The sequence below is a fragment of the Hydrogenophaga sp. UC242_53 genome (assembly GCF_042696965.1).
Lineage (GTDB): Bacteria > Pseudomonadota > Gammaproteobacteria > Burkholderiales > Burkholderiaceae_C > Hydrogenophaga.
Genome location: NZ_CP170552.1, coordinates 3,848,282 through 3,861,883, shown reverse-complemented (window position 1 = coordinate 3,861,883; position 13,602 = coordinate 3,848,282). Strand labels below are relative to the sequence as shown.

General features: G+C 69.2%; 10 protein-coding genes and 3 pseudogenes. 6 read left to right on the top strand and 7 right to left on the bottom strand.

The annotated features are described in order from the left end of the window. Positions 1 to 34 precede the first annotated feature (34 nt). A complete protein-coding gene (locus ACFJI0_RS19415; protein ID WP_382321945.1) occupies positions 35 to 1,123 on the bottom strand; it encodes an aminopeptidase in 1,089 nt (362 codons plus the stop codon). Then, entirely contained in the window at positions 1,123 to 3,189 is a 2,067-nt protein-coding gene (locus tag ACFJI0_RS19410) for a molybdopterin-dependent oxidoreductase (protein WP_382321944.1), read from the bottom strand. Before ACFJI0_RS19410 ends, ACFJI0_RS19415 begins: the two co-directional genes overlap by 1 nt. A 41-nt stretch (positions 3,190 to 3,230) precedes the next feature. Between ACFJI0_RS19410 and ACFJI0_RS19405 the strand changes: the two are divergent. From ACFJI0_RS19405 to ACFJI0_RS19395, 3 genes and pseudogenes are all read left to right on the top strand, one after another. Then, a pseudogene (locus ACFJI0_RS19405) lies at positions 3,231 to 4,522 on the top strand (ABC transporter substrate-binding protein). A 121-nt stretch (positions 4,523 to 4,643) separates the two neighbouring features. After that, positions 4,644 to 5,861 (top strand): M20 aminoacylase family protein, encoded by a 1,218-nt coding sequence (locus ACFJI0_RS19400; RefSeq protein ID WP_382321943.1) that lies wholly within the window; start codon positions 4,644 to 4,646, stop codon positions 5,859 to 5,861. Beyond that, complete coding sequence (locus tag ACFJI0_RS19395) at positions 5,858 to 6,958, top strand: M14 family metallopeptidase (RefSeq protein WP_382321942.1); 1,101 nt, start codon at positions 5,858 to 5,860, stop codon at positions 6,956 to 6,958. Before ACFJI0_RS19400 ends, ACFJI0_RS19395 begins: the two co-directional genes overlap by 4 nt. Here ACFJI0_RS19395 and ACFJI0_RS19390 read toward each other — a convergent pair whose 3' ends face one another. From ACFJI0_RS19390 to ACFJI0_RS19370, 5 genes and pseudogenes are all read right to left on the bottom strand, one after another. Then, the gene (locus ACFJI0_RS19390) at positions 6,959 to 7,732 is read right to left on the bottom strand and encodes a hypothetical protein (protein WP_382321940.1); all 774 of its coding nucleotides are present in this window, start codon (positions 7,730 to 7,732) and stop codon (positions 6,959 to 6,961) included. A 22-nt stretch (positions 7,733 to 7,754) separates the two neighbouring features. Continuing rightward, entirely contained in the window at positions 7,755 to 8,414 is a 660-nt protein-coding gene (locus ACFJI0_RS19385) for a TetR/AcrR family transcriptional regulator (protein WP_291111097.1), read from the bottom strand. A gap of 12 nt (positions 8,415 to 8,426) precedes the next feature. Beyond that, the gene (locus ACFJI0_RS19380; RefSeq protein WP_382321938.1) at positions 8,427 to 9,077 is read right to left on the bottom strand and encodes a patatin-like phospholipase family protein; all 651 of its coding nucleotides are present in this window, start codon (positions 9,075 to 9,077) and stop codon (positions 8,427 to 8,429) included. A 169-nt stretch (positions 9,078 to 9,246) separates the two neighbouring features. Further along, positions 9,247 to 9,675, bottom strand: a pseudogene (locus ACFJI0_RS19375) (patatin-like phospholipase family protein); the annotation flags it as partial. A gap of 120 nt (positions 9,676 to 9,795) precedes the next feature. Continuing rightward, positions 9,796 to 10,323 (bottom strand): phasin family protein, encoded by a 528-nt coding sequence (locus ACFJI0_RS19370; protein WP_382154151.1) that lies wholly within the window; start codon positions 10,321 to 10,323, stop codon positions 9,796 to 9,798. A gap of 213 nt (positions 10,324 to 10,536) precedes the next feature. Here ACFJI0_RS19370 and ACFJI0_RS19365 point away from each other — a divergent pair. The 3 genes and pseudogenes from ACFJI0_RS19365 to argB form a co-directional block, all read left to right on the top strand. Continuing rightward, positions 10,537 to 11,178: pseudogene (locus ACFJI0_RS19365) on the top strand (SDR family oxidoreductase); the annotation flags it as partial. Between the two features lie 386 nt (positions 11,179 to 11,564). Further along, positions 11,565 to 12,521 carry an SDR family NAD(P)-dependent oxidoreductase gene (locus ACFJI0_RS19360; RefSeq protein WP_382321936.1) on the top strand — a complete coding sequence of 319 codons (957 nt, stop codon included), beginning with the start codon at positions 11,565 to 11,567 and terminating at the stop codon, positions 12,519 to 12,521. A gap of 154 nt (positions 12,522 to 12,675) precedes the next feature. Further along, positions 12,676 to 13,575: an acetylglutamate kinase gene (argB, locus tag ACFJI0_RS19355; protein WP_382321935.1), complete on the top strand. Its 900-nt coding sequence runs from the start codon at positions 12,676 to 12,678 to the stop codon at positions 13,573 to 13,575. Positions 13,576 to 13,602: the final 27 nt, after the last annotated feature.

Below are 13,602 nucleotides of genomic sequence, written 5' to 3'. Positions count from 1 at the left end.
CTTGCCTCGTGTGTGGGTGGTGTGGTTGCCGGGGTCAGGGGTGGCGGGCCACCTGGGGCGCGCCGGCAGGTGCCAGGCGGCGCAACTGCGCTTGCCGTTCTTCCTTGGGCAGCGCGGCCAGGGTGCGAACCGCATCATAGAACCGCGCGAAGTCCCGCCCTTCGCGCTCGAACAAGGCCTCGAAGGCCGGGACCAGGCCGTCGTAGGCCGCCTGGGCCGCGAAGCTCGCGTTGTTGGCCTGGGCCACGAAGGGGTCGTAGCCGGCGAAGCCGCCCCAGCCGCGCTTGAGGTCCTGGTAGCTGCGGTGGAAGCCGGTCATGGCGGTGGCCTTGCGCCGCGCCTTCTCGGCGTCGTCGATCGTGGTGTCCCGGTAGATGTCCTGCAATTGCTGGCGCACGGAGAAGGTGAGCGAGCGGAAGGCGCGCCGGCGCTGGTCGAACACCGCGTAGTCGGCGCGCGCCTGCTCGCTCGCCTGGGTCGTGAGCCAGCGTGCACCGCCCAGCCGCTCCACGCTGGTGGCGAAAGCCTCGTTGAACTCGGTGTCGCCCCGGGCATAGGCCACCTGGTGCGCGAGTTCGTGGAAGACGATGCGGGCCAGCTCGCCTTCCGGGTAGCCGATGAAGGTGTTGAGCAAGGGGTCGCCGCCGGCCCAGTTCATCCAGCCCAGGGTGGAGTAGGCGGGCACGGGGTAGACCACGACCTCCAGGTCGGCGGGCAGGGTGCGGGCGAAGGCGCGCGCGTCGGCCTCGTCGAAGTAGCCCCGGTAGCCCACGCAGCCGGCGACCGGGAAACACCAGGTCTGCAGCGTGAGCGAGAGCGCGGGCGCGGCGACCACGTTGTAGACCGCGGCGCGGCGCTGCAGGTCGGCGTAGCGGTGGTAGCTGGCGTTGTCGGGCAGGGCGAGCTCGGTGACGGCGAAGGCGCGGATGCGCCGGGCCAGCGCCAACCGTTCCTTGAGGCGCTCCGGCGCCTGGGCGTCGGCCAGCCAGTCGTCCACCGGGCGCGCGGCCTGCATCAGCCGCAGGTGGCCGGTGACCGACTGCCAGTAATAGCCCACGCCGGTGGTGCTGGCGCAGCCTGCGCCCAGCAGGGCGAGGGCCATGAGCGCCAGGCCGCGCCGCATCAGGCGCCCTCGGGCAGGGTCGCCACTTCGACCAGGCAGTCGTAGAACACCGGGCCGCCGCCCATGTCGGTGAGGCGCTGGCTCGTGACCTCGTTGACGTTGGTGCCGAAGGGCCCGAGCTTGCGCCACCAGATGCCCAGGCCGTTGACCACGCCGGGACGGGCCCGCTTGGACACGCTGGCCTTGCAGCGGTATTCGCCGCGCTGGTTGAACACGCGCACCATCTGGCCGCTGGCGATGCCGCGCGCGGCGGCGTCGTCGGCGTGGATTTCCAGCAGAGGCTCACCCTCGATGTCGCGCAGGCTGGTCACGTTGACGAAGCTGGAGTTGAGGAAGTTGCGCGCGGGCGGCGAGATCATGGCGAGCGGGAACTGGGTCGAGCTGCCGAAGGCCTCGAAGTTGGGCAGGTGGTCGGGCAGGCCATCCTCGCCCTTGGCCGCCAGCCGCGCGCTGTGGAACTCGCAGCGGCCCGAGGCGGTGGGGAATTGCCCATCGGCAAACGGGGCCTCGGGCAGGTTCAGCGTGGCAAAGCCCTGGTCCAGCAGCTGCTGGAAGTCCACCGCGTCGCCGAAGGCGGTGCGGCACAGCGTGAGGTCGTCGTCGGCGAAACACGGTTCGTCGAAGCCCAGGCGCGCGGCCAGCGCGCGAAAGATGTCGGTGTTGGTGCGGGCCTGGCCGACCGGGGCGATGGCGGGCCGGTTGAGCAGCACGTCGGTATGGCCGTAGCTGGTGTGGATGTCCCAGTGCTCCAGCTGCGTGGTGGCCGGCAGGATGTAGTCGGCGAGGTCGGCGGTGTCGGTCTGGAAATGCTCCAGCACCACGGTGAACAGGTCTTCGCGCTCGAAGCCCTGCACCACCTTGCCGGACTCCGGCGCCACCGCCACCGGGTTGCTGTTGTAGACGATCACGGCCTCGACCTTCGGGCCGAAGCCGGGCGAGGTCTGGCGCAGCAGGTCGTCGCCGATGGTGCTCATGTTGATCGTGCGCGCCGCGCGCCCGGCCAGCAGCTCGGGCCGCTGCAAGGCCGCGCGCTGCACGGGGAAGTGGCCCGAGGCCGAGAGCAGCAGGCCGCCGGCCGGGTCGCGCCAGGCGCCCACCAGGGCGGGCAGGCAGGCGATGGCGCGCACCGCGTTGCCGCCGCCGCGCACGCGCTGCATGCCGTAGTTGAGGCGGATCGCCGCCGGTTTCGTGGTGCCGTAGGCGCGCGCCAGGTCCACGATCTGCTGCACCGGCACGCCGCAGACCTCGGCGGCGCGCTCGGGCGGCCATTGCAGGGCGCGTTCGCGCAGGCCTTCCCAGCCCAGGGTGTGGCGTTCGATGTAGCCGTGGTCCAGCCAGCCGTGGGTGATGAGCTGGTGCATCAGCGCCAGCGCCAGCGCGGCGTCGGTGCCGGGGCGCAGGGCGATGTGTTCGTGGCACTTGTCGGCCGTTTCGGTGCGGCGCGGGTCGATGCAGACCAGGCGCGCGCCCTCGCGCTTGGCCTGTTGCGCCAGCCGCCAGAAGTGCAGGTTGCTGCCGATCGAGTTGCTGCCCCAGATCAGGATCAGCTTGGAGCGCGCGAAGTGCTCGACCTTCATGCCGACCTTGCCGCCCAGCGTCTGCACCAGGCCTTCGCCGCCCGCCGAGGCGCAGATCGTGCGGTCGAGCAGGGACGCGCCCAGGCGGTGGAAGAAGCGCCCGGCCATGGCCTCGCCCTGCACCAGGCCCATGGTGCCGGCGTAGCTGTAGGGCAGGATGGCCTGCGGGTCGCGCGCGGCGATGGCCTGCAGGCGTTGCGCGATGTCGTCGAGCGCTTCGTCCCAGCCCACCGGCTCGAAGCGGCCGCTGCCCTTGGGGCCGCTGCGCCTGAGCGGGGTGAGCAGGCGCTCGGGGTGGTAGCTGCGCTCGGCGTAGCGCGAGACCTTGGTGCACAGGGCGCCGTCGGTGTGGCGGTGCGCCGGGTTGCCCTGCACGCGCAGGGCCACGCCGTTCTCCACCGTGGTGACCAGGGCGCAGGTGTCGGGGCAGTCGTGCGGGCAGGCGCCGCGCACCTGTTGCGGTTCCGGGGTGGTCGTGAGGGGTGTCATGGGGCGATGGTGTGGCAGCCGTTCATGATATTCGCGCCCCCATGTCCTTGCCGGTCGCACTTGCGTGCACTCGCTCACGCGGCCCCCGTTCATCGGCGACGAAATGCAGGCCGAAAGCCTTACTTTCGCCGGGGATTTGGCCTACGCTGCGGAACACATTCACGCGGTTGGGGGAACGGATCATGCGACGCAGAGACATGCTTGGACACGCGGGCCGCCTGGCCCTCTGGCCCACCCTGGGCGGGGTGGCGTTCGCCGCCCGGGCGCAGTCGGTGGGCATCAGCGACACCCGCATCGTGCTGGGGCAGTCGGCCCCGTTCAGCGGGGCGTCCGAACAATTGGGCCTGCAGTTCTACCTGGGCGCGCAGCTGTTTTTCGAGGCCCTGAACCAGAAGGGCGGCGTGCAGGGCCGGCGCATCGAGTTGCGGCGCCTGGACGATGGCGACGATCCCGATCGCTGCGCGGCCAACACCCGGCAATTCCTGAGCGAAGGCGTGTTCGCGCTGTTCGGCTACATCGGCACGCTCACCAGCGCGGCGGCCCTGCCCCTGGCACCGAAGCGAAGCTGCCGTTCTTCGCGCCCGCCAGCGGGGCCGAAGCCTTGCGCGTGCCCTTCAACCGCTATGCCATTCATGTGCGCGCCTCTTACCAGGACGAGACTGCGGCCATCGTGCGCCAGATCACCGGCACCGGCATCAAGAAGATCGCCGTGTTCCATCAGAACGATGCCTATGGCCAAGCTGGTCTGGAGGGCGTGGCGCGCGCGCTCCAGGCGCAGAACCTGTCGCCCGTGGCGCTGGGCACCGTCGAACGCCATTCGGTGGACGTGGTGAAAGCGGTCGACGAGATCCTGGCCCATCGGCCCGAGGCCATCGTGCAGATCGGTGTCTACAAGGCCTGTGCGGTCTTCGTCCGCCTGGCGCGCGGCCGGGGCTACACCGGCAACTTCTACAACGTCTCCGTGGTCGGCACGCAGGCCCTGCTCGATGAACTCGGCGCGATGGCCAAGGGCGTGCTGGTCAGCCAGGTCATGCCCTTTCCCTACACGCCGGTCACGCCCATTGCCAGCGAGTACCTCGCCGCGGTCAAGGCCCGGCCGGGCCTGGTGCCCAACCATTCCAGCATGGAGGGCTACGTCGCGGCCAAGGTGTTCAGCGAAGCCGCGCAGCGCGCCGGGCGCAACCTCACGCGCGAGGGCTTCATCCACGCCGTCCAGGGCTTGCGCAACCTCGATCTGGGTGGTTTTCCGGTGGATTTCGGGCCCAACAAGCACACCGGCTCGCGCTTCGTCGAGATGACCCTGCTCACCGAAGACGGCCGCATCCGGCGCTGAGCCCGCCAGTGGATCCCCCTGAACGCACTCGGTTGTCGCCCCGGGGGCCATCGTGGTCCCCTGCCTTGGGTACCATGGCCCCTTTGAACAGGTGCCCCGAGGGGTATCGAGAGGGTTCCCCATGAAGCTGATTGACTCCATCCTGACCCAGGCGGCCAGCATCGCCGCTGTGCGACGCGACATCCACGCCCACCCCGAGCTCTGTTTCCAGGAAGTGCGCACCGCCGACGTGGTGGCGCAGAAACTCACCGACTGGGGCATTCCGGTGCACCGGGGCCTGGGCACCACCGGCGTGGTGGGCATCGTGCACGGCCGCGACGGCGGCCAAAGCGGGCGCGCCATCGGCCTGCGCGCCGACATGGACGCCCTGCCCATGCAGGAGCACAACACCTTCGCGCACGCCAGCCAGCACGCCGGCAAGATGCACGCCTGCGGCCACGACGGCCACGTCGCCATGCTGCTGGCCGCGGCGCAGCATTTCGCGAAACACCGCAACTTCGACGGCACGGTCTACCTGATCTTCCAGCCGGCCGAAGAGGGCGGCGGCGGCGCGCGCGAGATGATCAAGGACGGGCTGTTCGAGCAGTTCCCGGTCGAGGCCGTGTTCGGCATGCACAACTGGCCTGGCCTGCCCGTGGGCACCTTCGCCGCGAGCGCCGGCCCGGTGATGGCGTCGAGCAACGAGTTCCACATCGTCATCCGCGGCAAGGGCTCGCACGCCGCGCTGCCGCACAACGGCATCGACCCGGTGCCCGTGGCCTGCCAGATGGTGCAGGCCTTCCAGACCATCATCACGCGCAACAAGAAGCCGGTGGACGCCGGCGTGATCTCGGTCACCATGATCCACACCGGCGAGGCCACCAACGTGGTGCCCGACAGCTGCGAGATCCAGGGCACCGTGCGCACCTTCACCTACGAGGTGCTCGACCTGATCGAGCGCCGCATGCAGGAGATCGCCGAGCACACCTGCGCGGCCTTCGGCGCCACGGTGGAGTTCAAGTTCCACCGCAACTACCCGCCCACCATCAACCACCCGGCCGAGACCGCGTTCGCGCGCGAGGTGATGGCCGAGATCGTCGGTGCGGACCACGTGCTGGAGCAGGAGCCCACCATGGGCGCGGAAGATTTCGCCTACATGCTGCAGGAAAAGCCGGGCTGCTACGCCTTCATCGCCAACGGCGACGGCGCGCACCGCGAGATGGGTCATGGCGGCGGCCCCTGCATGCTGCACAACCCGAGCTACGACTTCAACGACGACCTGATCCCGCTGGGGGCGACCTTCTGGGTGCGACTGGCCGAAAAGTGGCTGGGCCAGGCACGCACCGGAGGTGCCGCTTGATCTCGCCCCAGGACGCCTTTTCCTCTTCCTACGCCCGCGCCCGGGTGCGCTTCCTCGAAGGCGCGGCGGCCGCCGGCATGGCGATCACCAGCCACAACCACCCGCTGCCGGGCCGCGACGGTGAGACGCTCGCGATGGACGTGGCGCTCGACGGCTCGCCCGATGCAGAGCGCCTGCTGATCGTGAGCAGCGCCTGCCATGGGGTCGAGGGTTACTGCGGCTCGGGCGTGCAGGTGTTCGCCACGCACGACGCCGACTGGCGCGAACACGCGCGCTCGGCCGGTGTGGCCGTGCTCTACATCCACGCGCTCAACCCGCACGGCTTCTCGTGGGTGCGCCGCGTGACGAACGAGAACGTGGACCTCAACCGCAACTTCCAGGACTTCAGCAAGGCGCTGCCGCAGAACCCGGCCTACGCCGAGTTGCACGGCTTGCTGCTGCCCGCGCAGTGGCCGCCGACGGCGCAGAACGAGGCCGCGATCCAGGCCTGGATCGCCGAGCACGGCCTCCCGCGTTTCCAGGCAGCGGTGACGCAGGGCCAGCACGCGTTCGCCGACGGCTTGTTCTTTGGCGGCACCGCCGCGACCTGGAGCAACCAGACGCTGCGCGCGGTGCTTCGCCGGCACGGCCGCCAGGCCCGGCGCCTCGGATGGATCGACCTGCACACCGGCCTGGGACCCACGGGCCTGGGCGAGCGCATCTTCGCCTGCGCCGACGATGCGGCCGCGCTCCAGCGCGCGCGGGCCTGGTGGGGCGGTGATGGCAAGACTCCCGTGACCTCGATCTACGACGGCTCGTCCACCTCGGCCCTGCTCACCGGCCTGATGTGGTGCGCGGCGTACGAAGAGTGCCCGCAGGCCGAGTACACCGGCATCGCCATGGAGTACGGCACGGTGCCCGTGACCGAGGTGATCGACGCGCTGCGCGGTGACCACTGGCAGCACCTCCATCCGGAGGCACCGGCCGAATTGCGCGCCGCGATCAAGGCGCGCACGCTGGCCGCGTTCTACGTGGACACCGACGAGTGGAAGGCGCAGATCGTGTCGCAGGCGCGGCAGGCCCTGTTCCAGGTGGTCGACGGCCTGTCGGCCGGCTGATCAGCTGTCCAGCGCCACCCGCGCCGACGCGACGTACAGGCGCTCCATCGCGTCCTGCGGCTCGATCGACGCCGCGCGGTCGAGCAGCCGGTTCGCCTCGGGCAGCGCGTCGATGCCTTCCAGCATGACCAGGCCGTTGGCGTACTCGGTCAGCGTCACGACCGAGTCCGGGTTGAGCGCCATCGCCTTCTGGTACAGCGACAGGCCGGTCGCCTTGTTGGCGCCGTAGGTCATGCCGCCGACCATGCTGCCCACCTTGTCGATCACCTCGGCGTGGAACGCGGCCAGGGTGAGGTGGGCATCGGCGTGGTGCGGGCAGCGCGAGATCGTCGTCTCCAGCGCGTGGCGGATGCGCACGCCCAGGCCCTGCGTGAGTGCCTTGGCCACGCTGATGCCCTGGCTGTAGCGCCCCAGCGCGTAGGCCTGCCAGTACCAGGCCCCGGTGTGGTCGGCCTGCCGGCGTTGCAGGGCTTCGGCCCGGGCCGCGGCCTCGAGCAGCAGGTCCTGGCGGACCTGCTCGCGCGCCTCCAGGTAGTTGGCGTAGATGCAGGTGGCCTTGTTGGCCACGTTCATGCCCGCGTCGCCCAAGGCCAGGCCGGCCTCGGCCGCGCGCTGGAACTCGCCGTTGTGGAACAGCACCCAGGCCTGCACCACGGCCGACTCCTCGGGCCAGGGTTCGGCATCGCCGCGATGCAGCCGGCTCCAGAGCGCCTTGAGGCGGTCGGCGTCCAATGGGGTGTGGCCTGCGGAGGGAAAGGGTTTCCAATCGGCCATGGTGGATTCTCCCGGGAGGTGTTCAGGACTGGGGACCGTAGGCGCCGGTGAGCGTCATGAGGTGTTGCCGCTGCGTGGCTTCCAGGTAGGGCGCCAGCAGGTTGAGCACGTGGTGTGCGCCGCGCAGCAGGGCCTGCTGCGCGTTGTCGGGCTCCAGGGCGTTGCGCGGGTCGCGCACGTACTCGAAGCTCAGCCAGTAGGTGAGCACCACCACCATGCTGGTGGCGGTGGGTTCGCTCTCGCGCGCGTCGATGCTCACCGCGCCGTGGCGGCTCATGCCGTCGAGCAGGTGGCGGATCGCGCGCGACTTGTTTTTCAGCACGGTCTGGAAACGGGTTTCCAGCAGGCGGTTCTTCGAGAGCAGGTCGTTGAGGTCGCGGTAGAGAAAGCGGTACTCCCAGATGATTTCGAACAGCGAGTGCAGGAAGAACCAGGCGTCCTCCACGTTGCGCACGCCTTCGCTGGCGCTGAGCAGTTCACCGAGCGAGCGCTCGTAGCGCTCGAACAGCGAGTTGATCAGCTCGTCCTTGGCCGGGTAGTGGTAATACAGGTTGCCCGGGCTGATGCCGAGCTCGGCCGAGATCAGGGTGGTGGAGACGTTGGGTTCGCCGAAGCGGTTGAACAGCTCCAGCGTCACCTCCAGGATGCGCTCGGCGGTGCGTCGCGGGGCTTTCTTGGCCATGGCGCGGCGCTTTCAGCGGCTGTGGGCGGGCGCGGCGGGACCTTCGAGGTGCCGCTGCAGGTCATCCAGCGTGGCGTGCAGCCGCGCGGCCAGGGTGGTGCGTGCCGGTGGGGTGCGCGCGGCACCCAGCAGGCGCCGCTGCGGGTCGCGCAGCGCGGCCAGGTCCAGCGTGACACCATGGCGCGCCAGCTGCGGCCCCAGCTCGGCCTGCCGGTCCAGCAGCATGCGGCGGGTCTGCTGGTAGGCGTGCTCCGCGATCTCGCGGCGCTGGCGGTAGCTGAAGGTGTTGGCGAAGAACAGCGTGGCGTCGCGCTGGTCGGGTTCGATCAGCACGATGTCGGTGCCGGGGTAGGCGCGCTCGTAGTGCTTGAGGCCCAGCGCCAGCCGCGAATGGATCATCGAGCGGAAGGTCTGGCTCATCACCGCGGGCAGGCCGCCCTCGACCAGCGAGGGAATGCGCCGGCCGTCGTGCAGGCTGGGGTTGGTGTGGAAGGGCACCAGCGGGTTCAGGCACAGCAGCAGGTCGGTGCCTTCGTCCAGCGCCACGGTGGCGTGCAGCGTTTTCTTGAGCGCGCCGTCCACGTAGTGCTGGCCGCCGATCTCCACCGGCGGGAACAGACCGGGCAGGGCCGCGCTGGCCTGGATGGCGCGCGAGATCGGCACGTGGTCCCAGCCCGGGCGGCCGAAGGGCGCGGCGTCGCCGGTGTCGAGCTGCGTTGCGCACCAGGGTCAGGCGCGCGCGCAGCTCGCGGAAGTCGTTGCTGCGCCCCGGCTGGCTGAACAGGCGCTGAATCTGCTGGTGGATGCCCTCGTTGTCGAGCACACCGGTGGGCAGCGCCGCGCCCACGCGTTCGAGCGCGTGGGTGAAGGGCTTGCGGTGCACGCCCCAGGCCCACAAGGCACTGCCGATCAGGCGCGGCAGGCGCTGCAGCCGGTCACCGAACTCGCCCCAGGCGGGCTTGAGCAACCAGGACGGGTCGAAGTTGTCGTCCCCCGGCCGGTCTTCGATGAAGGCCTCGCACAGCTGGCGCGGGCGGATGCCGTTGGCCAGGCCGGCGGCGATGAACCCGCCGGCGGACACGCCGACGTAGTGCTCGCAGTCGTTGAGGTCCAGGCCCGGCAGGGTGTCGTCCAGCGCGCACAGCGCGCCGATTTCGTAGATCGCCCCGAGCGGCCCGCCACCGGCCAGGGCCAGGGCGATGCGGGGACGGCGCGACTTCTGCGGGGCCGGTCGTTGGGAGGCTTTGCGGGACGTCGTCATGCGTTTGAGTGTAGACCGCGAAGCGCGGCGAAACTGCTGCGTTGCAGCATGCGGCGCGGACGCGAAAAGGGGGCGTCATGCGCCCCCTGGTTCTTCGTGCCGTGGCCGGCCCGCATCGGCTCAGGCCGCCTTGCGCGGGGCCTTGCGCGCGGCCGCCTTCTTGGCGGGAGCGGCCTTCTTGGCCGGTGCGGCCTTGCGCGCCGCGGTCTTGGCCGGGGCCTTGCCGCTCAGGCCTTGCACGTGGCGGTTGAGCGCGTCGATGCGTTCGATCAGCGCTTCCACATCGCGCGCCGAGGGCACGCCCAGCTTGTTCAGCGCCTTGGCCACGCGCTCTTCGAAGATGTTTTCCAGCTTGTCCCACTGGCCGGTGGCCTTGGACGAGATGTCGGCGGCCATGCTGCTCACGCGGTTGGTCGCTTCGGAAATGCGCTCCTCGGCCACGGCCTGCGTCTTGCGCTGGATGGACAGGCCTTCCTTCACGAGCGACTCGAAGGCCTTGCCGCCTTCTTCCTGCGCCTTGGAGAACGCACCCAGGCCGGCCAGCCAGATCTGCTGCGCGGAATCCTTGATGGCACCCGACAGCGGGGAGTTGAAGCCCGCGGCGGTGGGCTTGGCGGCGCTGCCGGCTTTCTGGATTTTCTTGACCATGGGGATGCTCCTGGAGGGGTTGGAAAAACGGGGAGGGCGAACGGGCCGCCGCAACGATGGGCCACTGTACGGCCCGCGCGCCGGGCGTGTGTAGGGGCGCAAGACTAAACCCCACACGGGTTTTTGCGGAAGGCGGGGGCCCCCGACCTGGTCAAGAATGGCGGGCACACTGCGCCCCTCTTTCTTTGATTCCAACCGCTTCAGGAGACCTTCATGCATTACTTCGTCACCGGTGCCACCGGCTTCATTGGCAAACGCCTGGTGGCCAAGCTGCTGCAGCGCAAGGGCGCGGTGGTGCATTTCCTGATCCGTCAGGAGAGCGAAGGCAAGGTGGCGGGGCTGCGCGAGTACTGGGGCGTGAGCGCATCGCGCGCGGTGCCGGTGTTCGGCGACCTCACGGCCAAGAAGCTGGGCGTGTCGGCCGACGACGTGAAGGCGCTCAAGGGCCAGGTCGACCACTTCTTCCACCTCGCCGCCGTGTACGACCTGGAAGCCGATGAGGAAAGCCAGATCGCGGTCAACGTGGATGGCACGCGCAACACGGTCGAGTTCGCCAAGGCGATCGGCGCGGGCCACTTCCACCACGTCTCGTCGATCGCGGCCGCCGGCCTGTACGAAGGCGTGTTCCGCGAGGACATGTTCGAGGAGGCCGAGAACTACGACCACCCCTACTTCATGACCAAGCACGAGAGCGAGAAGATCGTGCGCAAGGAATGCAAGGTGCCGTGGAGCGTGTACCGGCCGGCCGCCGTGGTGGGCGACTCGCGCACCGGCGAGATGGACAAGATCGACGGGCCCTACTACTTCTTCAAGCTGATCCAGCGCATGCGCCAGATCCTGCCGCCCTGGATGCCCAGCGTGGGCCTGGAGGGCGGGCGCATCAACATCGTGCCGGTCGATTTCGTGGTCGATTCGCTCGACCACATCGCCCACCAGAAGCGCGGCAGCGGCGCCTGCTTCCACCTGGTCGACCCGATGGGCTACCGCGTCGGCGACGTGCTCGACATCCTGAGCAAGGCCGCGCACGCGCCCAAGATGAACCTGTTCGTCAACGCCGCGCTGATGGGCTTCATCCCCAAGAGCGTTAAGAAGGGGTTGATGGCGCTGGCGCCGGTGCGCCGGGTCTACAAGGCTGTCATGCAGGACCTCGGCCTGCCCGAGGACATGATGACCTTCGTCAACTACCCCACGCGCTTCGACTGCCGCGAGACGCTGGCCGCGCTCAAGGGCAGCGGCATCGAATGCCCCAACCTCAAGGACTACGCCTGGCGCCTGTGGACTACTGGGAGCGCCACCTCGACCCCGACCTGCACATCGACCGCAGCCTCAAGGGCACGGTGGCGGGCAAGGTGGTGCTGGTCACGGGCGGCAGCTCGGGCATCGGCCTGGCGGCGGCGCACAAGTTCGCCGAGGCGGGCGCCGTCACCATCATCTGCGGGCGTGACCAGGACAAGCTCGACGAGGCCTGCAAGGAGGCCAAGGACAAGGGCTACCAGTTCATCGCCTACCCGGCCGACATCGCCGACATGGCCGACGCCGACCGGTTCGTGCAGCTGCTGATCCAGAACCACGGCGGCGTGGACTTCCTGATCAACAACGCCGGCCGCTCGATCCGCCGCGCCATCGAAGGCAGCTACGACCGCTTCCACGACTTCGAGCGCACCATGCAGCTCAACTACTTCGGCTGCCTGCGCGTGACCATGGGTTTTCTGCCGGGCATGGTGCCAAGCGCAAGGGCCACGTGGTCAACATCAGTTCCATCGGCGTGCTCACCAACGCGCCGCGTTTCTCGGCTTACGTGCGCCAGCAAGTCCGCGCTGGACGCCTGGACGCGATGCGCCTCCAGCGAGTTCGCCGACCAGGGCATCACCTTCACCACCATCAACATGCCGCTGGTGCGCACGCCCATGATCGCGCCCACCAAGATCTACCAGAACGTGCCCACGCTGGCGCCCGAAGAGGCGGCCGACATGATCGCGCAGGCCTGCATCTTCAAGCCGGTGCGCATCGCCACGCGCCTGGGCGTCACCGGCCAGGTGATGCACGCGCTGGTGCCGCGCGTGGCGCAGATCGTGATGAACACCAGCTTCCGCATGTTCCCGGACTCGTCGGCGGCCAAGGGCGAGAAGGGCGCGAAGCCGCAGCTGTCACCCGAAGCGGTGGCGATGCAGCAGATGATGCGAGGAATCCATTTCTAGCCCCCGCCGCGCTGCGCGCGACCCCCTTGCAGGGGGCAATGCCTGTGGCCCGGCAAAGCCGGTTCCGCGGCATTTCTGGATTGGAGACAGGCAAGCGGGGCGTGTCATGCGCCGGCCCTAGAATTTCGCTTTTGCCCGCATAGCAGGAACCCGCATGACCGAGCCCTCCGACATCACCTCCATTGCACCGCGCGACAAGGCCGAGATCCTGGCGCAGGCGCTGCCGTACATCCGCAAGTACCACGGCAAGACCATGGTCATCAAGTACGGCGGCAATGCCATGACCGACCCGGCCCTGCAGCAGGATTTCGCCGAGGACGTGGTGCTGCTCAAGCTGGTCGGCATCAACCCGGTGGTGGTGCACGGCGGCGGCCCGCAGATCGAGACGCTGCTCAAGCGCCTGGGCAAGCAGGGCCAGTTCATCCAGGGCATGCGCGTGACCGACCCGGAAACCATGGAAGTGGTGGAGTGGGTGCTGGCCGGCGAGGTGCAGCAGGACATCGTGGGCCTGATCAACCAGGCCGGCGGCAAGGCCGTGGGCCTGACCGGGCGCGACGGCGCCATGATCCGCGCGCAGAAGCTGCGCATGACCGACCAGAAGGACCCGAACCTGGAGCACGACGTCGGCCAGGTGGGCGACATCGTCAGCATCGATCCTTCCGTGGTCAAGGCGCTGCAGGACGACCAGTTCATCCCCGTCGTCAGCCCGATCGGCTTCGGCGAGCAGAACGAGAGCTACAACATCAACGCCGACGTGGTGGCCGCCAAGCTGGCCACCGTGCTGCAGGCCGAGAAGCTGCTGATGCTCACCAACATCCGCGGCGTGCTCGACAAGGACATGCGCCTGCTCACCGAACTCACGCCGCGCCAGATCGACGACCTGGTGGAGGATGGGACCATCTCCGGCGGCATGATCCCCAAGATCGCCGGCGCGCTGGACGCGGCCAAGAGCGGTGTGAACGCGGTGCACATCATCGATGGCCGCGTGCCGCACGCCCTGCTGCTGGAGGTGCTCGGCAACGAGCCCTTCGGCACCATGATCCGCTCGCACTGAGGGCCGTTGCCGCACGATCGAGGCGGT